This window comes from Alteromonas sp. LOR, assembly GCF_000753865.1.
GTDB lineage: Bacteria > Pseudomonadota > Gammaproteobacteria > Enterobacterales > Alteromonadaceae > Alteromonas.
The window spans coordinates 444,612-466,114 of record NZ_JQFW01000015.1; the positions used below are offsets into that span (position 1 = coordinate 444,612).

A 21,503-nucleotide genomic window follows, 5' to 3' on the forward strand; every position below is an offset into this window, starting at 1 on the left:
TATGAATAAGCAAAGCGAACACTTTTTATTCGGCAATGAGACACCTACTGAAGACTTAGGTAATGGTCTAAAGCGCCAAATGCTAGGATTCAACCACGAGCTGATGGCAGTTAAAGTGTTTTTTGATAAAGGCGCTGAGGGTTATACCCATAAACATCGTCACTCACAGGTGACCTATGTTGAGTCAGGTGAGTTCCATTTCAGCATTGGCGGTGAGATGAAAATTCTCAAAGCGGGTGATAGCTGTTTAATTCCTCCCCATGTGGAGCACGGTGCAGTATGCCCAACAGGTGGTGTGTTAATTGATACATTTAGTCCTGCACGCGAAGACTTTGTAGGGGAATAGCCATGAAAGTAAACGGCTTACGCTGGTGGGTAATAGCGCTTATAGCGCTTGCTACCATCATTAATTATATCGACCGTCAGGCGCTGAGTGTGCTGTGGCCGGATATTGTTGAAGACTTGTTCCCAGATAAAAATGCACTGGAACGAAAACAAATCTACGCCAATATTTCCATTGTGTTTGTGTTCGCTTACGCCTTTGGTCAAGCCATTTTTGGCAAGGTGTTTGACTGGGTAGGTACTCGACTAGGCTTCGTTCTGTCCATTGGTGTGTGGTCACTGGCTACCGTGTTACATGCCTTTGCACAAGGTGTACTTAGCTTTAGTTTCTTCCGCGCTATCCTTGGTATTGCCGAAGCGGGTAACTGGCCCGGAGCTGCGAAGGGTAATGCTGAGTGGTTTCCCACCAAAGAGCGTGCACTGGCACAGGGTATTTTCAATTCAGGTGCCGCTATCGGTGGCATAATTGCTATTCCTGCTATAGCGCTACTTACCATCTACTTTAATTGGCAAATGGTGTTTGTGATTGTAGGTGCAATTGGTTTCCTATGGTTGGTTCCATGGCTTATTTTGGTGAAGTCGCCGCCAGGCAGTCACCCTTGGATAACGGAAGAAGAAAAGCAGTATATTCTTACCGGCCAGCGCGCAGAAGATAAAGACGAGCATGGAAATGCGTGTGAAGAGTACAACCCATCTACCGCTGAGTTATTAGGCCATAAAGAAAGCTGGGGCGTTATTATTGCGTCAGCTGCCATTGACCCTATTTGGTGGTTATTTGTGTTCTGGATCCCTATCTATCTTAACGAAGTGTACGGTATGGACGTACAGTCTATAGGCCTTTACGGTTGGGTGCCTTATGTTGGCGCCATGTTCGGAGCTTGGTTTGGTGGTCTGCTTGCGCAAAATAGATTGAAAGCAGGTTGGAACATCAATAAAACGAGAAAGCTCACTATCACGTTAGGCTGTCTTATCATGCTACCTGCCTTACTGGCGATGGCAAATCCTGGCGCTCCCGTCATTGCGGTATTGATCATGGCCGTGATTTTGTTTGGATTTCAAACCGCAATCGGAAACGTTCAAACACTACCTAGCGATCTACTTGGAAGAAAAGCGGTGGGTACGTTATCTGGATTTTCTGGTATGGCCGCAAAGCTCGGTGCCGTGGGACTCACATCGTTGGTGCCTTTCTTGACCGCTGATGGCAATTACACCCCTGCTTTTGTTATTGGTGCTTCTTTAGCCATTATTGCTATGGCTGCTGTGTGGTTCCTTATCCCTAAAGTTGAGCCGTTAAAAAGGTTGAAATAACGCTAGCAGTGCCCCGTTCAACAGCGGGGCGGGCAGCTGACCTCACAACGTAAATTGAGTGCAAATAATGAAAAAAATCTGCTTTATGGGTGAGTGCATGGTTGAACTGCGCCCAGTCGAGCCTCAAAAGCTGAATCAGTCATTTGCTGGTGATGTTTATAACTCCGCGGTGTACTTAACACGTTGTTTTAACGATGTTAGCGCGTCCATGTTAACCGCTGTTGGAAGCGACAGACTAAGCAACGAGATGATAGCTCGATTCAAGCAAGACGACCTTGATACATCGTATGTGTTTCAACATGAAACTCGCTCCACGGGGCTTTACTTAATTGAAACTGACGAAACAGGCGAACGCAGCTTCACCTATTGGCGCAGTGAGTCTGCCGCGAAACAAATAATATCGTTTATTACACAAGCGCAAATAGATTCGCTTAGTGACCTAGACCAATTTGTGTTCTCAGGTATATCTATAGCAATTATTGAAGCTGGCGATAGAGAAGCGTTTTGGCAGTTCCTCAATACACTGAAATCAAAAGGGGTTCAAATTGTTTTTGACCCTAATTACCGCGCTCGGTTGTGGAAAAACGAGTCTGAGGCAGTGATTAATTTCGACCACGCCTTTGAACTCTGTGACGTCACACTTGCTGGGGTAGAAGACTTAACTTCTCTTTATGGTGTTCACACCTCTGAAGAGGTGCTGAGCCTGTGTCAAAAGCACGATATCGACGAAATCATTGTAAAAGATGGACCTTCCTCAGTTATTTCGTGTTTCGACAACGAATGTTTAGAGCACGCAATCACTCCCGTCACCAACGTTGTTGATACCACATCAGCAGGTGATGCCTTTAATGGCGTGTATTTGGGCGCAAGGCTTTCGGGTAGCACTATCAGTGAGGCGATTTCACTTGCCGCTAAAGCAGCTGGAATAGTTATTCAACATCCAGGAGCTATTGTTCCGAAGGGGCTGGTAGAGAAGGTCATTAGTTGAGCAGGTCATTAATAGATAAAGTTGTCACAAGCTAGAAAATAGCAGCCGATGGTACAGACACGCTATCCACATGCTTTCCTAGCGCCTCAAAAGAGACGAAAGAAGGCGCGCACGAAATGACAAGTAAACGCGCAATTACACAATAGATACTGCACTTACGCACTTATGAACTGACCTCGGGGCTTTTGCCACGACAAAACAATATGGAGATTTTCAAATGACCCGTTTTTCTGAATTAATGTCGGGACAGACTCTACTGCCCATTATCCAAGCCAATTCGAGTGAAGAAGGTGTGAACATCGCCAAAGCGATGGCTGAGGCTGGTCTTAATTTAGTAGAAGTGGTTCTTCGTACTGAGGCATCACTTGATGCATTAACCGCTATCAAAAAAGAAGTCCCTTCACTATGCGTTGGCGCAGGGACAGTGATTAATAAAGATATTTTGAAGAAGGCCATTGATGCCGGCTCTGACTTTATTGTTACACCTGCGGTATCAAGAGGGCTTTTAACTGACCTTTCATCTTGCGGATTACCCGTGCTTCCAGGTGTGTCCAACACCGGCGATATATTACTTGCGCTAGAAGCGGGCTTTGAAGAGCAAAAACTTTTTCCTGCGTCACTTTCCGGTGGGGCACCTTTTTTGAGTGCAGTCTCCTCGGTATTTAAATCGGTTTCTTTCTGTCCGACTGGTGGCGTAAATCAGAATAATCAAGCTGACTATCTCTCCCTGCCCAATGTTTTTGCCGTAGGTGGTACATGGGTAGCCAAGAAAGAATGGGTTGCAGAAGGTAACTGGCAAGCGGTTACTGACGCGTGTCGAGAAGCAATAAAAGGCTAATTAATATGGATAGTATAAGGTCTACCATTAAACCCGGTGTGGCGCTTGGTGAAGAAGTGTCATCGCTGTACGCCCATGCACGGCATAACGAATATGCTTTTCCTGCGGTAAATGTTATTGGCACGCAGTCAATTAACGCAACGCTAGAAGCGGCTAAGAGTGTCAACTCTCCCGTTATTATTCAACTTTCACATGGCGGAGCGCAGTTTTTCTGCGGTAAAGGCTTGTCACTTCCGGCAGATGAGAGAGCCGTTATCGGTGCGGTGGCTGCAGCTAACTATGTGCACCACGTCGCCGAAAAATATGATGTGGCAGTGATGCTTCATACCGATCACGCAGCAAAAAAGTTGCTCCCTTGGATTGATGGTCTTCTCGATGAAGGAGAGAAGCACTATGCGCAAACTGGAAAGCCTTTATTTAGTTCGCACATGATAGACCTTTCAGAAGAATCTTTAGAAGAGAATATCGAAATTTGCGCTAAGTATCTCTCGAGGATGGCAAAGATTGGGATGACCCTTGAGATAGAGCTTGGCTGCACAGGTGGCGAGGAAGATGGTGTTGATAATAGCGATATGGACAATGCCATGCTGTACACCCAACCTGAAGATGTTGCCTACGCTTATAAAGAGTTAAGCAAAATCAGCGACAACTTTATCATTGCGGCCTCATTTGGAAATGTTCACGGCGTTTATAAGCCTGGAAATGTGGTTCTGACCCCACAAATTCTTAAAGATTCCCAGCACTATGTTTCGCAACAGTTTTCGCTCCCTGAAAACAGTCTGAATTTTGTCTTTCATGGCGGTAGTGGTTCAGAGCCTGAGAAAATCAAAGAATCGTTGGGGTATGGTGTAGTAAAAATGAACATCGATACCGATACCCAGTGGGCAACGTGGGAAGGCGTGCTTGATTACTACAACGATAAATCTGGCTACTTACAAGGGCAAATTGGCAACCCTGATGGCGACGATAAGCCTAATAAGAAGTTTTACGACCCCCGTGTGTGGTTGCGACATGCAGAAACCAACATGGCCAAAAGACTTGAGCAGTGTTTTGCTGATTTAAATTGTATAGGGCGCTACAAATAATGCGTCGGTTAATACCTGTACTTAAAAAAGACGGTGTTGAAACTGACCTAATAATGTTGATTAGGACGGTGCTTGCTGCATGCAAAGAAATTTCTTTTCGCGTATCACAGGGCGAACTTGCTGGCGTATTAGGGTCGTCCTTAAATGAGAATATTCAAGGTGAAGTGCAAAAGAAGCTCGATATTCTGTCTAATCAATTACTCAAAGACATACTGCTTGACGATGATGCGGTGAGAACCATTGCGTCGGAGGAAGAAGATAGCGTAGTAAGCGGAAACCCAAACGGTAAGTATATTGTTGCCTTCGACCCGCTAGATGGAAGCTCAAATGTTGATGTTAATGGGCAGATAGGCACTATTTTCACTATCTATGAGGCAAGAGACGATGTGCCCTGCGACAGTGATGAGCAATTCCTGCAGCCTGGCAATCAGCAGGTGTGCGCAGGGTATGTATTGTATGGCCCTTCTTCGATGCTAGTGATGACCACGGGAGGGCCTACTCGCTGCTACACATTGGATAATACTCACGGTGGATTTTTACTGACAAGAGACGCGTTAGAAGTACCAGAAGAAAGTAAAGAGTTTGCAGTCAACATGCTCAACTATCGATACTGGTCTGAATCAGTTAAACGCTTCTTTGACGACGTTCTCTATGCATCAGACAATTACGCCGGCAGCTCACTTCGGTGGAATGCTGCTATGGTCGGCGATATTCACAGAGTCTTGTGTAGGGGAGGCGTTTTTTTATATCCCCAAGATGCAAGGCCGGGGAATCAAAATGGAAAGTTAAGGCTGCTTTATGAAGCAAACCCGCTGGCCTTTTTGGTAGAGCAAGCCAAGGGAAGCGGGACGGCTAATGGCGAAAGAATATTAGACATACAGCCACAGGGTATTCATCAACGTGTTCCCGTAGCGATGGGCTCTAGCGTGCCAGTTTCTGCTTATAACTCGCAAACGTAATAGCTAACCAAACACGGTAGAAATAGAGGTGTAAATGCACGCTTCGGCCTTACCAAAATACGTTGCTAAGCATTAAGGATAAATGCTTTTGACCGTTTATTGTGCGATTGCTAAGTGAGTATAAAGGGTATTGTTTGAATGCCCGCGTTAGTAAAATACTGATTATTTCAGTCTTTTGCGTTTTTTAAGTTGGCTGAAATATGCACCAATTGAAATATTACCAATTGCGTGTATATTGGCGGAAAAAAAATGGCATAATATGCGTTTGCATGCGTACTAAATGGAGATATCGAACACAACAGTTTAATGATATTTTCTTGTTCATTTTCACTTAGAAAATAGGCAAAATTGGAAATTATGTGTGATGTTCAAGTGAATGTAATCGTTGGCTACATAATTGACTACACCCAGCGAAGCAGTAAACGTGCTTAAGTATTTAGCAATTATTTTTAAAAGGTTCGACCATGAAAAACCGTCGCATGTTCTGGCAAATAGCCGAAAAAATTCAGTCCCTAATTGAATCTGGATTATACCCTCCTGGAAGTAGACTACCTCCAGAGCGAGAACTTGCGGAATCCTTTAACGTGAGTCGGCCAACTATTCGTGAGGCGATCATTGCACTAGAAGTTCTCCAGCTTGTCGAAGTGAAAACAAGCTCTGGTGTTTACGTGCTTGATAAGCCCAAAAATAACCATGATGCACCGGCAGAAAAAATAAGTGCTTTTGAGCTAACTCAAGCCCGTGCTCTCGTTGAAGGTGAGGCGGCAGCGTTAGCTGCACTGTCAATCTCCGATGAAGAACTTAAAGCACTGGCAGCAACCCTTGATGCCATGGAGTCGGGTATAGAGGCGGAAAAAGCCGACCGTGAATTTCATATCATTATTTCAAAAGCAACGCGTAACAAAGCCATTTTGCTTGCAGTGAATAAATTTTGGTCGTTGAGAGATTCTCAGCCGCAGATCACACAGGCCTATAGTAATGTTTGCAGTCAGTCAGACAGAGACAGATTGGAAGAACATACTAAAATTTACCAGAGCCTAAAAGAGCGTAACTCACAAGCAGCCCGCGCTGCCATGCATGCGCATTTTAACAGGCTTATTAATGCATTGTTCGAAGCGAGCGAGGCACAGGCTCTAGAAGAGGTTCGTAAAAAGACGAGTCAGACAAGAGACTTGTATTCGCTAAGTCATCTGCGCAACTAAATCAACACGCCCCCAACGCGCCTCTAACATGCAAAAATAAAAAAACCTACTATGCAGCGCCTCGCATAGTAGGTTTTAGATATCCCTTGTAAACTTCCCTTTCTAATAGCTACTCGCTGTCTGCGTAGTTGTCGTGGCTGTTTTTGATAGAGTAGAACGTGACTCTCGCTCGCTCATCATTGTTGCTTGAGTTATTAACATGATAGACGCCGACCTTAAAATACATATATTGGTCTGCTTCGTCATAACGACTTCCCGTCATATCGTACGTACTCACTACATCTGCTTTACCTTCTCTAGAGATGGTTACGAACAGGGTGTTGCCAAGCACTTCAATGGTGTAGCTGAAAGGCTCGTTAAGGGCTATGCCGTCACTGGGGTTACTCGCTGTACTACTTCTAGACCCAATCATTTCAATCCAGTCTTCGCTCTTCTCCATGGAGCCATCAGCGCTGGCACGCTTTTCGTGAGCATAATAAATAGCGCCCTTGCCATTGTTAGGCAGCTTGCGGTAATACAGCCTTACAGGTTCGTCATCATTAGCATGAATTTGGCCGATAATGACTCTGCCAATCTGATAATTTTCACCCGTTGTACTCACTTCATTGACAGCTAGAGACACGTTAAGTTTACCGTCAACACCGCCCGCTGCTGTTTGTGCACTTTGCGGTGCAGAGCTAAATACCCAATTGTTTTTATTTACGCCCTGAGTGCTAATGCTTTTATTTCCCCGTCTTAGCATTTCTCTAAGCTCAACTCGCACGTAGCTGGTGTTTTGAGAGGTCTTAAAGCCATAGGCTGGTGAGCGCATTACAATGCCTGCATCATCACTGGCATAGAAGTATTCTGAGTTGGTGTATCCATCGGCCAGTTCGTTCTCATAAATACTGTCTGATGTTCCAGATCCGTCCTCGTCGGTAGGCACGCTCACATACCAATCGAGTAGTTCAATACCTACTTCATTGGGAAATACGTCGACAATTTCTCCGTCTCCTGCTTCGCAGTTAAATGCATCAACTTCTACGATTGCAGTTTCATCGTTTTCTGAGTTTCCAGAACCCGTGATGCGAAGAAAATTCGCGGTTGTTGGCTCTTCAAAGCTGATAAGTTCAAAGCCTGAATGTCGACCGCTAGAGCTTTCATTGCTCAGTATGGTGCTCCAATCGTTGCCACCTGACGAACCTTCAACTGAGAAGCGATATGTACGCTCACTGCCTTTAAACCATTTAATTTGAAGGCTGCCTACCTGTCGCTCCTGACCAAAACCAAGAGTCAGCGATTCGTTACTAAAGTTACTTTGCCATCTCGATGCGCTAGTTGTATCGTTATCGACAGCGTTGCTTGCCCCGAAGCTATCGCTAGATGCACTATCATCTGCAGATACGTTAATTGGCAGTGAAGTGGTGGAACATGTTTGACCGGTCGTGGGGGGCGGGGAAGGCACCTGCTCAGGCACCGACTCGCTAACTGGCTGGGATTGTGAGCCAGAGCCGCCACAGGCTGTAAGCGTTAAAAGGGTACACAATAGGTATAAGCTACGCATAAAATATTGCTCTTTAAATGTAAAAAATAAAGCGCAGAGAGAAGGTAGGGCTACCTTCATGTCTGCGCTCTTTGCATTGACAGGGTTGATCTATTTGCAAAGCTACTAGCACTTACAAGATGACTAGCGCTTGCAATGGTGTTAGTACTTGAATTCAACGCCTGCAAAAACACGTGGGCCATAAACATTAATTTCTGCGAAATTATCACGTGAAGGTCGATACTGTCTTTTCGGGTCGTCAAACAGGTTGATGGCCTCGAGTCTGAATTTCCAGTTGCTATTTAAGCGATATGACAAACGAGCCTCGAAAATTTCGGTATCGTCTACATAACGCACGGCGCTCGGTGTGCTTAAGAATTGCTGGAAGTAATTACTACGATATTTGTAATTTATCGCCACATTAAAGTTCTCATATTCATAGTAAACCTGAGTGGAAAGCACGTGCTCAGAGAAACCAAATAAATTCGCCGGTGGTACAATACCGAAACGCTGCTCAAGTTCACCCGTGCTTGAATTAATCACAACTGAGGTACCAAAGCTTTCATCTTCAAACTCAAAGTTTGAATCTGCGTAGTTATAGCTCACCTTAAAGCCAAAGCCATTTAACCAGCTGTCTAAATAAGAGAACGAGTGTGTGGCGGTAAGCTCTAGACCATAAATTTGGCTTGAGTCGTCACTTGTCTGAGGGGTAGTTACAATGGTATCCACTGACTCGCCATCAATTTCAAATGATTCAGTTTGCGACGTATTCGAGAAACCACCGTCGAAGGTTTTATAGTAAAGGCCAAATGCCAATACGGTGTCTTCATTAGGGTAGTATTCAACTGCAGCGTCTAGGTTCCATGACATAAACGGGTCTAACAGTGGGTTACCAACTGCAACTGCACGGCCTACCGCATCTGACAAGTTACCTGTGACTACTTCGTCATCTATTCCGGTAAAGCTTCGACCGAATCCTAAGTCAGATGGATCTGGGCGAGATAGTCCCCGATACAGACCGCCACGTACAAGAATGTCATCACGGACATCTACAATAACGTTTACACTTGGCAATAGTTCGGTGTAACTACCGCCGCCTTCTACCTGTTCTAGGTCTCCTTCGACAGGGCTTATTGCAGTAATAATGCCGTCAAAGTCTCGCTCAGCCGTAAGCGGGCCGCGATATGAAATTGAGGTTACGTCAGTCTTAACTACACGAAGACCAAAGTTGCCTCGCACACCATAATCACCAATGAAGGTGTCATAATCGGCCTGAAGGTAGGCAGCGATTGTGTCTTCTTCCATATCAACAGCGGCGATATCGCGGGCATCGGCTTCGTCATTGGTAGGCATTGAGTTTGCGATAGTGCGGATATCACCGTTTTCCAGCGTCAACGAGCTAAGAAGGTTTTCTGCTAAGCAGATAGGGTCAAACGTGGCAAAAGAATTGCCCGTACCGTTTGCTAGCACATTGCCATCGCTATCCACATTGGTAAATAAAGGTGCACCGCCGGTTTCGTTGTCAAGAAAGCCTGACTCAGGAAATACCGTATTACGACATGCTATGTTTGCCGCCGCTGCAGCTTCGTTACTGAAGGTTAATTCTGTTCTGTTGTTGGTGCCGCTTCCGCCGGGAACACTTGCGTATTCAAGTTTAGAGACTCGTAAGCCACCTTTCAATCCCACAATAAATTCTGAGTCAGGTATATAGTCAAAGTCTAAGCGGGCAGCATTAACGTCGTTGAAACGAGACTGATTGAGATCAAGGCGAGTTCGTGCTTGATCTGCAAAGGCAGCGTGATAATTTACGTCAAAGTTTTGTAGTGTCCAGGTTGGTACTAACGAACCATTGTTAAAGATTTGCGCTGCGGTAAGCACTTCACCATTGCTGTCTGCACCTTCAACGTTATTTTGATAGATATCTCTGTTTTCAGATTGAAGTCGAGTTTGAATAATGGTTTCTACCCGCTCTGTTTGCGAAGCGGCGTAGTCAAACATCACTTTTAATCTATCGTTAACGGTATATTTAATATTAATACCGCCGCCATTGTATTTCTCACCGCGTTCAGCATATTGGCTATTCGTTTCGATATTTTGAAGTGCAGTAAATTGACGAAGTGCGCCGTTTTCGGTGGCCACCAAATTAAACGGTAATCTTTCCGATTCAGGGGTGTTAAAACCGTCTATGTGGTTTGCCTCTGCAAACACTAAGTCGTTACGAATTTCGCTGAAGTCGCGGTTTGAATACTGATAGTCGGCATTTATTTCTAGTTTATCGTTAGGTTGCCACTGCACAGCGCCAAACACTGACTCACGGGTGTCGTCAGTAATATTTTGTCTAAAAGAGTTTTGAGAGCGAGAGAATACAAAGGGTGTGTTGGCATCAGGGGCGTTGCCACTTTCGTCGGCTACAAGGTCAAGGGCGCCACCACCGTCTTCACAATCAACTCGGCCTTGGTTAATTCCGCCATCAAACCCTGGCGCAATGCGACAAGCGTTCCACGAGGTGCCCGTGCGTGCCTCTTGCTCGGGGTTACTTTTGGTGTCCCGCTGTAAACCAATTGAGAAGCCAAAATCACCTAGCGAGTCAGTTTCAATTTGATCGACAAAGCTGGTGGTAATTCGATGTCCAAAATCGCTTACTGGATCTTCCAAGTCGTAATTGTCAGGGTTCATGTTACCTTTATAAGACAATTGAAAACGGCGCTTTCCGTAGTCTAAAGGTCTGATGGTATCGAGGTGTATTTGCCCAGAAACACCACCTTCAATTAATTCAGCAGATTGGGTTTTGTATATCGCAACTTTGTTAAACAACTCTGATGGAAACTGAGAAAAGTTAACAGATCGGTCACCACTGCCGTTAGCAGCTTCACGCCCATTCATTACCGTGCTTCCTAGATATGGACCTAAACCTCGAATTGATATTTCCGTTGCACCGCCTTGTTCTCTGTGAGAAGAGGCGCCGGTTAGGGTTTCTAACGCTTCACCAATAGACAAGGCCGGAAGATCGCCAATATCGTCTGCTGATATACCGTCGACAATTTCGGTAGATTCTCGCTTTATTGATATTGAGCTCTGGATTGTTTGGCGAATCCCTCGAACTTCAATAACTTCAGTTTCTTCAGCAGATTCACCTTCGCTTTCTTGCGAATAGGCAAATAAGGGAGCCATTGTCATAGGTGCGCATATTACACCAGCAACGAGCGAGGGGCGGTAGGCTTTGCGTATCGCTTGCAATACTTGGCTTAGTCTTGTTTCTTGTTTTGATTCAGTGTGCATAAATGTGATGTCCATTAAAGTTTCAACTACCAAATTTGAGTAAGGCGTTCCTTGTGACTCCATGCTGTCCATATACCAGAAAAGAGGGTAACTAGCGCTATTGTTTGTTACCAAAATTAACGGTAATTGTTACCAACTCTATTCTTTTGTTTACATATTGGCAATAACATTTGGTAAATATTTATAATTCTGTTTAGCGTTACCGTTCTAACGACGGTGTAATATAAGGCTCGTTATTACAATTTTTAATGACTGTATTCTTAGTGCCAGTATTGCTATTTTCTATCAACTGGCGGTGTACTTTCACTCAATGTAAGCTTGGAGAAGCTCACTCTGGCAAAGTCTCCATTCGCTTCATCTTCTTCCCAGTTTCCTGTGCCTAAACAGGCTGGATACCAAAACCCTGCTTTTTCGCTTGTACTGCATTGGTTGTATGCACCAGCTTTAAAGTAGTTCCAGTCGAGGGTGTAACCATAGGGGTGATCGAACTTATCAAGCTCACCATAAGCATCCACTGCATTGGCCAAGTTAATCTCATACTTCACCGTTTCGTGGCCCTCAGCTTCAAAAGTCAGATACATACTGTCTTCGTGAACATTGACGGTATAAGACATTTCATCACCCAGTGCGATGCCCTCACTACCCGGGTCGGCAGGCTCTTTCCAAGTATTCCCCCAAACTGGATAGGCAATGTCGGTCCTATTCGGGTCGTCTTTAGGAAGGTTGCGCTCGTAAGTCCAAAACACTGAGCCCGCTTCGTGCTGTGGCCACTTTTTATAATAAATCTTCAAAGGCTCATTGCCCCAGCCGAAACCCTGCACTTTTTTATCCCACTTGGTAGCGTGGATCTGACCAATTACAACGGAGAACGCGGGGGGTCTATCAGGGTACTTGGCTCTTTTTGCTACGTGCTCTACTTTCAGTGTGGCTTCCATTTTTCCACCAATGCTGGCGAATCGTTTTGCAATAGGGTTACTTGCCACCGTAAAACTGTTTTTTGGCGATTGGGTTTTAATGCGGCCATCGTCACCTTTGAGCATCTGACGAAGTTCGCTGCGAGTATTTGTCGAATTCTTGGTCGTTAGCGCCTTATTAGGCGCAGTAAAGACCATGTTGCCTTCATCATCAAGATAGAAAAAGTCAGGGTGATGAAAGCCTTGTAAGTCTTCTACAGAGATATTATCAACCTTTCCATCGTTATTATCATCTACAGGAAGCGTGATGTACCAGTGAGAAAGATCAAATCGCTCTGACGGTGCGTCGACAGCTACTCCTTGGCTTGAAAATAAGACAAAGCTTGAAAAGAGTAACGTCGTCATTTTTTTAGGTCGTATTTGCATAACGAAGTTTTCACATGTTGTTCACTTTGTTTCGCATATTAACAAACCAAATAAATTTACCAATAATTATTTTTTGACAAACCAATTTTTCAAGTGGAAGTGATTTTAAAGCTTATTCGATTAAGCTCTTTGAATACAAGGAGTGCACGCCTACGCTTTGTAAGAGTGCTATACGCAAAATTAATTTTTGGACTTGACCACCTGATAACGCTTGAAAGACTATTTGTTAATTTTTTGTATTTAATTATGGAATATGGTGAGGGATTGTGATTACATACCAAAAAATAAATTGGTAATAATTAAGCTTTTTGTTGGTAAGGTTTTATTTTTCAGCCTTCACAATGGTCAAGCATGGGTTTAAAAAAGGAAATAGGTGAACCGTGATGAAAATAAAGAGTGTGTTTACATTGAGTATGTTGAGTTTGACGCTTTACGGGTGCGGTGGTTCAGACGCACCTGGAAATCAGCCAGGCTCTGTGACGCTTTCAGGAAGTGCGATTGCTGGCGAAACGCTCAGTGCGAGTGTGGAAGATGCAGATGGTTTTGATGCAAGCGCCGTATCCTATCAGTGGCTAGCCAATGGGATTCCTTTGTCTGACCAAACAAGCTCGACCTTTACACTAACTAGTGCACAGCGCGGCGCTACCATTCGCGTGTCAGTGACCTATGTGGATAATGGTGGAACTCGCGAAGGAGCGACATCAAACGAGACTTCTGAAGTGCTTGCCAATGAAGCTGGTTCAATTACGGTTTCTGGCGCCACAACCGTTGGCTCGGTGCTTACCGCTGAGGTAACCGACGGCAACGGCTTGCCTGAAACAGTCACCTATTCTTGGGCAGCGTCTGGTACGGTGATAGAGGGTGAGACGGCTCAAACGTTAGAGCTTGGAGAAGCAACTGAAGGCACAACCATCACCGCTACGGCAAGCTATACCGACTTAGAAGGGTTCGAGGAAAGTGTTACCTCTGAGCCCACTGAAGAAGTCGATCCATTCGGTACGAATACCCCGGCAGAAATTAGCGGGCTAACTGCTACGGTAAGTAACGATGTGACTGATCCGCTAACGGGTTCGGTATCCGTGTCTGATGTTGATGAAGGTGAAGCAACAATTGTTGCACAAACAGACACCACAATAACTTACGGTACGTTTTCTATTACGGAGTCTGGCGACTGGGCATATAACCTAAACACAGAAGACCCAACGGTTGCTGGCTTAGCCAATGCCTCTGAGTCTGTTGAGGATAGTGCGGTATTAGAATCTGCTGATGGAACCGTTGCTACGCTGGTTATCACTATTATTGGTGTTAATCCTGCGAGCGGGAATAATCAGGCTGCTGTTATTAGAGATTTAACCGATGACGATACAGGAGAACTGCGTTTCTCGCTTCCTGAAGCACTAGCCGCTGGGAGAATTGAAGCAAGCTTCACCAGAACCGATGACGACCTTGGCAGTACTGATGCATTTATAAGCCTATTTAACTCGGGCAATAATAATGCAGGTTCTATTATTGACCTACGAATTCGCGATGATCAATTTGCGACTCGCTACCCTGAACGCTCATTTGATGGAGTGGATGTGACACCAGGAACTTTACAAGATATCGTAATCACATGGGCTTATCCTGATGGAAACACCGCGGCGGGTCAATTGCCAGTAATTACCGTTGAAATTGACGGCGAAGCAGCGGTTGATCCATTCACCCCAGATGGAAGCAATCCTGAAGGCGGCGTGACAACGGTTTCATTCCGTTTTGGTAGTAACTCTCTGGTGCTTCCTGAAACTGGTCAATTTACCATTGATGAATTCGCCGTATACAGCGACGTAAATGGTGACACTCTGGTATTTGAAGATGATTTCTCTACTTACAGCGCCGGCTTTAATCTTGATTCAGAAGTGAGTGACACTTCACCTTACGCGACTAATACTGAAGATGCTCTGGTTGAAGAATATGGTGCAGCCTCTGGTGACGGAAATCAGTATGCTCGCGTTATTGATACGGACGACAGCGATACCGGAGAGCTAAGATTCGCACTACCAGAAGCACAAGCTCAAGGTAAACTTGACCTTCGTTTTACTCGTACTGACGATGACGCAGGCAGCACTGATGCTTTTATCAGCCTATTCAACTCGGGAAATAATAACGATGGCTCAATCATGGACTTACGAGTAAGAGATGATTCCTTCGGTTTGCGCTACCCAAGTATGGATATCGAAGGGGCTGTAGTCACTCCTGGTGAATTCCAAACGTTAAGTGTGACCTGGGCTTACCCAGACGGAAACACGTCGGCAGGTCAACTACCTACTATTACGCTAGAAATCGACGGTGAAGCGGTAATGGATCCGTTTGAGCCAACTGGCAGCAATCCAGAGGGCGGCGTGACGACGATATCTTTGCGATTTGGTAGCAACAGCACGGCGCTTACGCAAGATGCCATGTTCTGGCTGGACGACCTTATCATCTATGCTGACACTGCCGGAACGAACATCGTCTTCCAAGATGATTTTCAAAGCTATGCAGATGGTGAAGACTTAGATCCAGATAACAACGCAAACTCTGTTTATTCAAGTAATACTTCAGAGGCAGTGGTAGCAACCGAGCAGTAAAAGCAGGCGTGTTGCTAAATAACATCGCAACATCGGTTGTCATAGCATAGAAGTTGTTGAATAAGACAAATGCCCGATACGCTACAACGTATTGGGCATTTTTTTCAGGTAAAAAAAAGCGCACTTTATTCAGTGCGCTTTTGTGTTTTTAAAGCGAGTTAACAGCGATTCATAAGAGAATCGCGTTCACTTTATTGGCCTTTAATTTCAGAAAGACCATTGTATGTTGCTGCACTACCAAGCGCTTCTTCAATACGAAGAAGTTGGTTGTACTTAGCGACGCGGTCAGAACGACATAGAGAGCCGGTTTTTATTTGACCTGCAGCAGTACCTACCGCTAAATCAGCAATGGTCGCGTCTTCAGTTTCGCCAGAACGGTGAGAGATAACGGCGGTGAAGCCTGCATCTTTCGCCATTTTAATTGCATTAAGCGTTTCTGTTAGTGAGCCAATTTGGTTGAACTTAATAAGGATTGAGTTACCAATACCGTTATCGATACCGCGCTTAAGAATTTTAGTGTTAGTGACGAACAAGTCATCACCAACAAGCTGTACTTTGTCGCCAATCTTCTTCGTTAAGCTTGCCCAGCCGTCCCAGTCACTCTCGTCTAGGCCGTCTTCGATCGATACGATAGGGTATTGTACAGAAAGATCAGCTAGGTAGTCGCCAAACGCTTCTGAATCGAAGCTCTTATCTTCACCAGACAATACATACTTACCATCTTTGTAGAATTCAGACGCTGCACAATCTAGTGCAAGGGTAATGTCTTCATTCATCTTGTAACCAGCGTTTTCAACGGCTTGTACGATAACAGCAAGTGCTTCAGCGTTAGAACTAAGGTTTGGTGCAAAACCACCTTCATCGCCTACTGCCGTGTTAAGCCCCTTCGCTGAAAGTACTTTCTTGAGTGAGTGGAAGATTTCAGCACCCATGCGCAGTGCTTCTTTAAAGCTTTTCGCGCCAACTGGCTGAACCATGAATTCTTGAATATCAACGTTGTTGTCTGCGTGCTCGCCACCATTGATGATGTTCATCATAGGCACAGGCATTGAATATTGACCAGACGTGCCGTTTAAGTCAGCGATGTGCTCGTAAAGTGCCACGCCTTTTTCAAGTGCGGCAGCTTTTGCTACGGCAAGAGATACAGCAAGGATAGCATTAGCACCCAGGGTTTCTTTATTTTCAGTGCCGTCTAAGTCAATCATCACCTGATCGATATCAGACTGCGCTAGTGCGTCTTTGCCTAGTAGAGCCGGAGCAATGGCGTCATTAATCGCCGCAACTGCTTTAATTACACCTTTACCAAGGTAACGAGACTTGTCGCCGTCACGCAGTTCTAATGCTTCGCGGCTACCCGTAGAGGCGCCAGAGGGTGCAGCAGCACGACCCATAACGCCAGACTCTAAATAAACGTCTGCTTCTACAGTTGGATTACCGCGTGAATCTAAGATTTCACGTCCGATGATGCGACTAATTTTCGCCATGTTATTTCCTCAACAATTGATGTGGGAACGCAACGGGAAAGCGTTCCCTTTATTAGAAACTAGTGATTTTCTTTTTGGTATTTGCCTGCAGCTTCAACAAACCCTTTAAACAATGGATGCCCATCGCGAGGTGTTGAAGTAAACTCAGGGTGGAACTGGCCTGCGATAAACCACGGATGGTCAGGTATTTCGATAACTTCTACAAGTCGTTTGTCAGTGGACAAACCACTTACTTTAAGGCCGGCAGCTTCGATTTCACCGCGTAAGTTGTTGTTCACTTCATAGCGGTGGCGGTGGCGCTCGTAGATTTCCACATTGCCATACATCTCATGCACTTTAGTGCCTTCAATTAGGTGGCAAAGCTGGCTACCCAATCGCATTGTACCGCCAAGGTCTGAGGTTTCAGTGCGTGTTTCGGTTGTGCCTGCTGCATCTAGCCATTCCGTGATTAACCCCACCACAGGATATGCGGTTTGTGGGTCGAACTCGGTGCTGTTGGCGTTATCCATGCCTGCAACATTTCGCGCAAATTCTATTAGCGCAACCTGCATGCCTAGACAAATTCCTAAATAAGGCACTTTATTTTCACGGGCGTAGCGAGCAGCTTCAATCTTACCCTCAATGCCACGCTCACCAAATCCGCCAGGCACTAAGATAGCGTCTAGCTTATCAAGAATCTGTGTACCTTTACTCTCAACATCTTGAGAGTCGATATGATGAATGTTAACGGTCAATCTGTTTTTAAGTCCAGCATGCTTTAATGCTTCGTTAACGGATTTGTACGCATCTGGTAATTCAACATATTTACCAATCATGCCAATGTTAACTTCGGCCGTTGGGTTGGATTCTGCGTAAAGCACCTGTTCCCACTCGACTAAATCAGCTTCTGGGCAATCAAATCCGAAGCGATCCACAACAAGCTGGTCCATTCCTTGTGCTTTAAGGGCAGCTGGAATCCGATAAATGCTATCTACATCTTTTAGTGAGATAACCGCTTTATCTGCAACGTTAGTGAAAAGCGCTATCTTTGAGCGCTCACTGGTTGGTAGTGCACCTACAGAGCGACACACAAGAATATCGGGTTGAATACCAATTGAGCGCAATTCTTTAACCGAGTGCTGAGTGGGTTTTGTTTTCACTTCACCGGATGCTGGCATATATGGCACTAGCGTAAGGTGCATGTACATAGCACGCTCGCGACCTACTTCAGTGCCTAGTTGGCGAATGGCTTCTAAGAAAGGTTGTGACTCAATATCACCTACGGTTCCGCCCACTTCTACAATAGCAACTTCGTGACCTTCAGCACCTTCAATTACGCGACGTTTAATTTCGTTGGTAATGTGTGGAATGACCTGAATTGTGGCTCCTAAGTAATCGCCGCGACGCTCGCGTTTGAGTACTTCTTCGTAAACACGGCCTGTGGTGAAGTTGTTGCGTTTTGTCATACGGGTGCGAATAAAGCGCTCGTAGTGGCCAAGATCAAGGTCTGTCTCTGCACCGTCATCGGTAACAAATACTTCACCATGCTGTATAGGGCTCATTGTGCCCGGGTCGACGTTGATATAAGGGTCGAGTTTTAACATGGTAACGGTGAGACCGCGTGCTTCAAGAATTGCTGCTAATGATGCTGCTGCAATACCTTTTCCAAGCGATGAAACTACACCACCAGTGACGAAAATATAATGTGTCATGCGAAACCTAGAACGTTAGGGTTGTATGGTAAATATAGGCCGATTTCAGAAAGAAACCATCTACACTTTGGACGGGGCGATAGTATACGCAAAACCATGTAAACAGACAATCTATTTGCCTACATGATGTGCAAATTTACGCCAGATTTACACCAAATTCAGGCCAATTGTGACCTAAACTTGGCCTTGCGGCTAAGACTGACTCAAGCGCTTTAAGGTGTAAATAAGGTCGAGAGCTTGCCGCGGAGATAGCTCATCAGGAGATATGTTCGCAAGGGCATCGACAGCAGGGTTAGGTTTATCTGGAAACAGCAGTTCTGCTTGGCCTTTTGGCTTTGCCTTTGATGCAGCCTTTGATGTAGCTTTTGTTGTAGCTTTTGTTGTAACTTTCGGGGTGCTTGCTGCCTTATCAGGCGCACTCTCTTCTCCTTGTGTCATAATATGAGAAGATTCGAGCGCGGCGAGCTTTTGGCGTGCGGCTTGGATAACGGTTTTTGGAACGCCCGCTAACTGGGCTACCTGCAGCCCGAAACTTTTGCTTGCTGCACCTTCTGAAACCGTATGCATAAAGCGAATGGTATCTTCAAACTCAACAGCATCTAAATGCACATTGACGACACCTGGCTGTGTATCTGGCAGCTCGGTAAGCTCGAAATAATGAGTCGCAAAAAGGGTATAGGCATTCAGCTGCTTGGCAAGGTAACTTGCGCATGCCCACGCCAGTGAGAGCCCGTCGTAGGTACTGGTTCCACGGCCTATTTCATCCATTAACACCAATGAGTTTTCCGTGGCGTTATTGAGAATGTTAGCGGTTTCTGTCATTTCTACCATAAAGGTGGAGCGGCCAGAAGCGAGATCATCAGATGCACCAATGCGGGTGAAGATACGGTCGAGTTTACCAATGTGAGCATGTTGAGCCGGCACGAAACTACCCACACATGCGAGCAGTGCAATGAGAGCCGTTTGACGCATGTACGTAGATTTCCCCCCCATGTTAGGACCGGTGATTATCAGCATGCGCCGTGAACTATCTAGCTGAAGCGGATTAGCAATGAAAGGTGCTTTCATTACATTCTCAACAACAGGGTGTCGGCCGTCTTGGTAAGTAAGTGCACACTCGTTACTGAGCTTCGGCCTATGCCAATCAAGGGCAATTGCCCGTTCGGCGAAACAACACAGCACATCAAGCTTTGCTAGCGCAGCGGCACTGTCTATCAGGTTATTTAAGTAAGGCGTAAAGTCATCAAATAGTGCCTCGTACAATTTTTTCTCTAGGGCAAGCGCCGCCCCTTGACTACTAAGTACCTTGTCCTCGTGCTCTTTTAATTCAGGAGTAATAAAGCGTTCGGTATTTTTGAGCGTTTGGCGACGGATATATTCTGCGGGTGCATTTGCACTATTGGCGCGGCTAATTTCAATAAAAAAGCCATGCACTCGGTTATATCCCACCTTAAGGGTAGAAATACCAGTACGTTCTCTTTCTCGACGCTCCATTGCATCAAGATAGTCAGTAGCACCCTGAGAGAGCGCGCGTAACTCGTCTAATTCTTCGTTGTAGCCAGGTGCTATGACGCCGCCTTCTCGAATAATTACCGGCGGGTTATCAATGATGGCGTGATTAAGCAGTGTTTGCAGCTCGGGATAAGTGCCGATGGTTTGACTAATTTGTTTTATTTGGCCAGTTTCAAAGCGCGATAATGCGTCGCGTAAATCAGGCAATGCGTTAAACGCGTTTTTCAACCTGGCAAAATCACGAGGTCGCGCAGAGCGAAGGGCTAAGCGCGCCATAATACGTTCAATGTCGCCAATGTGTTTTAAGGCGCTGCGAATATCGTCAGGGTTATCGTCAATAAAGGCATCAACGGCGTCTAATCGACTCTGTAGCTCATGTTGGTCGGTTAACGGTGAGTGAATAACACGTTGCAACATACGGCTACCCATCGCCGTTGTGGTGGTGTCCATCACACTAAAAAGCGTATTTTCTTGACCGCCAGATAAGTTATGAGTGAGCTCTAAATTACGTCTTGTCGCTGCGTCTAACTGAACGCGGCTGTCTTGCTGTTCGGTTTGTATTTGCCTGATATGGGGTAGGGCCGTTCGTTGGGTGTCTTTTACATATTGCAGCACACAGCCCGCAGCACCTAACCCTTTAGTTATACCTTTAAGGCCAAAACCATCAAGGGTCTTGGTCTCAAACTGCAGATTCAACTGCTCATCTGCGGTATCAATGTCAAACTCCCACTCAGGACGACGTCGTAACCCCTTTCTGTTTTCTATTAGCGATACATGCTCAAATCCCTCTGGGTAGAGCAATTCAGCAGGGTTGACTCGTTGAATCTCGGCGAGCAAGTTCTCATCATTATCGCATTCAAACACCACAAATCGCCCGCTAGTCACATCCAGCGTGGCTAAACCATAATGCATTGTGTGGCCACACACTGCGGCTAATATATTATCCCGTCGTTCTTCTAAAAGCGCTTCGTCGGTGACAGTACCGGGTGTGACAATACGCTGAACTTGGCGTTCCACGGGACCTTTACTCGTAGCGGGGTCGCCTACTTGTTCACAAATTGCCACCGATTCACCCATTTTAACTAATCGGGAAAGGTAACTTTCTACCGCGTGATAAGGTACGCCAGCCATAGGGATGGGATCGCCGCCAGACTTGCCTCTAGCCGTCAATGATATATCGAGAAGGTCTGCAGCTTTTTTGGCATCATCAAAAAACAATTCGTAAAAATCGCCCATGCGATAGAACAAGAGAATATTCGGATGCTGCGCCTTAATCGTAAGGTACTGGCGCATCATAGGAGTATGTGATTCCAAAAAAACGGCCTCGATAGATATGTTTATGGTGTT

At 45.5% G+C, this 21,503-nt stretch carries 14 protein-coding genes; 8 read left to right on the plus strand and 6 right to left on the minus strand.

Translation table 11 applies throughout. From position 1 onward, the window contains the following. The first annotated feature begins 1 nt into the window (after window position 1). The 7 genes from JV36_RS0107285 (at window position 2) to JV36_RS0107315 (ending at window position 6,722) form a co-directional block, all read left to right on the plus strand. Window positions 2–346 (plus strand): cupin domain-containing protein, encoded by a 345-nt coding sequence (locus tag JV36_RS0107285; protein WP_032094293.1) that lies wholly within the window; start codon window positions 2–4, stop codon window positions 344–346. A 2-nt stretch (window positions 347–348) separates the two neighbouring features. After that, a complete protein-coding gene (locus JV36_RS0107290; protein WP_032094294.1) occupies window positions 349–1,650 on the plus strand; it encodes an MFS transporter in 1,302 nt (433 codons plus the stop codon). Window positions 1,651–1,717: 67 nt separating this feature from the next. Further along, on the plus strand, window positions 1,718–2,638 hold the full coding sequence (locus JV36_RS0107295; protein ID WP_032094295.1) for a sugar kinase: 921 nt from the start codon (window positions 1,718–1,720) through the stop codon (window positions 2,636–2,638). 217 nt (window positions 2,639–2,855) lie between these two features. Further along, window positions 2,856–3,476, plus strand: coding sequence for a bifunctional 4-hydroxy-2-oxoglutarate aldolase/2-dehydro-3-deoxy-phosphogluconate aldolase (gene eda / locus JV36_RS0107300; protein WP_032094296.1), 621 nt, complete (start codon window positions 2,856–2,858; stop codon window positions 3,474–3,476). Between the two features lie 5 nt (window positions 3,477–3,481). Then, complete coding sequence (fbaA, locus tag JV36_RS0107305; RefSeq protein ID WP_032094297.1) at window positions 3,482–4,561, plus strand: class II fructose-bisphosphate aldolase; 1,080 nt, start codon at window positions 3,482–3,484, stop codon at window positions 4,559–4,561. After that, entirely contained in the window at window positions 4,561–5,520 is a 960-nt protein-coding gene (locus JV36_RS0107310) for a class 1 fructose-bisphosphatase (RefSeq protein ID WP_032094298.1), read from the plus strand. Before fbaA ends, JV36_RS0107310 begins: the two co-directional genes overlap by 1 nt. A gap of 464 nt (window positions 5,521–5,984) precedes the next feature. After that, window positions 5,985–6,722 (plus strand): FadR/GntR family transcriptional regulator, encoded by a 738-nt coding sequence (locus JV36_RS0107315; protein ID WP_032094299.1) that lies wholly within the window; start codon window positions 5,985–5,987, stop codon window positions 6,720–6,722. Window positions 6,723–6,831: 109 nt separating this feature from the next. Here JV36_RS0107315 and JV36_RS0107320 read toward each other — a convergent pair whose 3' ends face one another. From JV36_RS0107320 to JV36_RS0107330, 3 genes are all read right to left on the minus strand, one after another. Beyond that, on the minus strand, window positions 6,832–8,265 hold the full coding sequence (locus tag JV36_RS0107320) for a polysaccharide lyase family 7 protein (RefSeq protein ID WP_032094552.1): 1,434 nt from the start codon (window positions 8,263–8,265) through the stop codon (window positions 6,832–6,834). 141 nt (window positions 8,266–8,406) lie between these two features. After that, window positions 8,407–11,523, minus strand: coding sequence for a TonB-dependent receptor (locus JV36_RS0107325; RefSeq protein WP_032094553.1), 3,117 nt, complete (start codon window positions 11,521–11,523; stop codon window positions 8,407–8,409). 275 nt (window positions 11,524–11,798) lie between these two features. Next, on the minus strand, window positions 11,799–12,842 hold the full coding sequence (locus JV36_RS0107330) for a polysaccharide lyase family 7 protein (protein WP_235207794.1): 1,044 nt from the start codon (window positions 12,840–12,842) through the stop codon (window positions 11,799–11,801). Between the two features lie 404 nt (window positions 12,843–13,246). Between JV36_RS0107330 and JV36_RS0107335 the strand changes: the two genes are divergently transcribed. Next, window positions 13,247–15,469, plus strand: a complete 2,223-nt coding sequence (locus JV36_RS0107335) for a VCBS domain-containing protein (RefSeq protein WP_032094301.1) — start codon at window positions 13,247–13,249, stop codon at window positions 15,467–15,469. 191 nt (window positions 15,470–15,660) lie between these two features. On the opposite strand, the gene eno is transcribed toward JV36_RS0107335, so the two are convergent. The 3 genes from eno to mutS all read right to left on the minus strand — a co-directional run bounded on the left by eno (window position 15,661) and on the right by mutS (window position 21,452). After that, entirely contained in the window at window positions 15,661–16,953 is a 1,293-nt protein-coding gene (eno, locus tag JV36_RS0107340) for a phosphopyruvate hydratase (RefSeq protein WP_032094302.1), read from the minus strand. Between the two features lie 59 nt (window positions 16,954–17,012). Next, window positions 17,013–18,644, minus strand: coding sequence for a CTP synthase (locus tag JV36_RS0107345; protein WP_032094303.1), 1,632 nt, complete (start codon window positions 18,642–18,644; stop codon window positions 17,013–17,015). Between the two features lie 192 nt (window positions 18,645–18,836). Continuing rightward, window positions 18,837–21,452, minus strand: coding sequence for a DNA mismatch repair protein MutS (mutS, locus tag JV36_RS0107350; RefSeq protein ID WP_032094554.1), 2,616 nt, complete (start codon window positions 21,450–21,452; stop codon window positions 18,837–18,839). Between the last annotated feature and the right edge of the window lie 51 nt (window positions 21,453–21,503).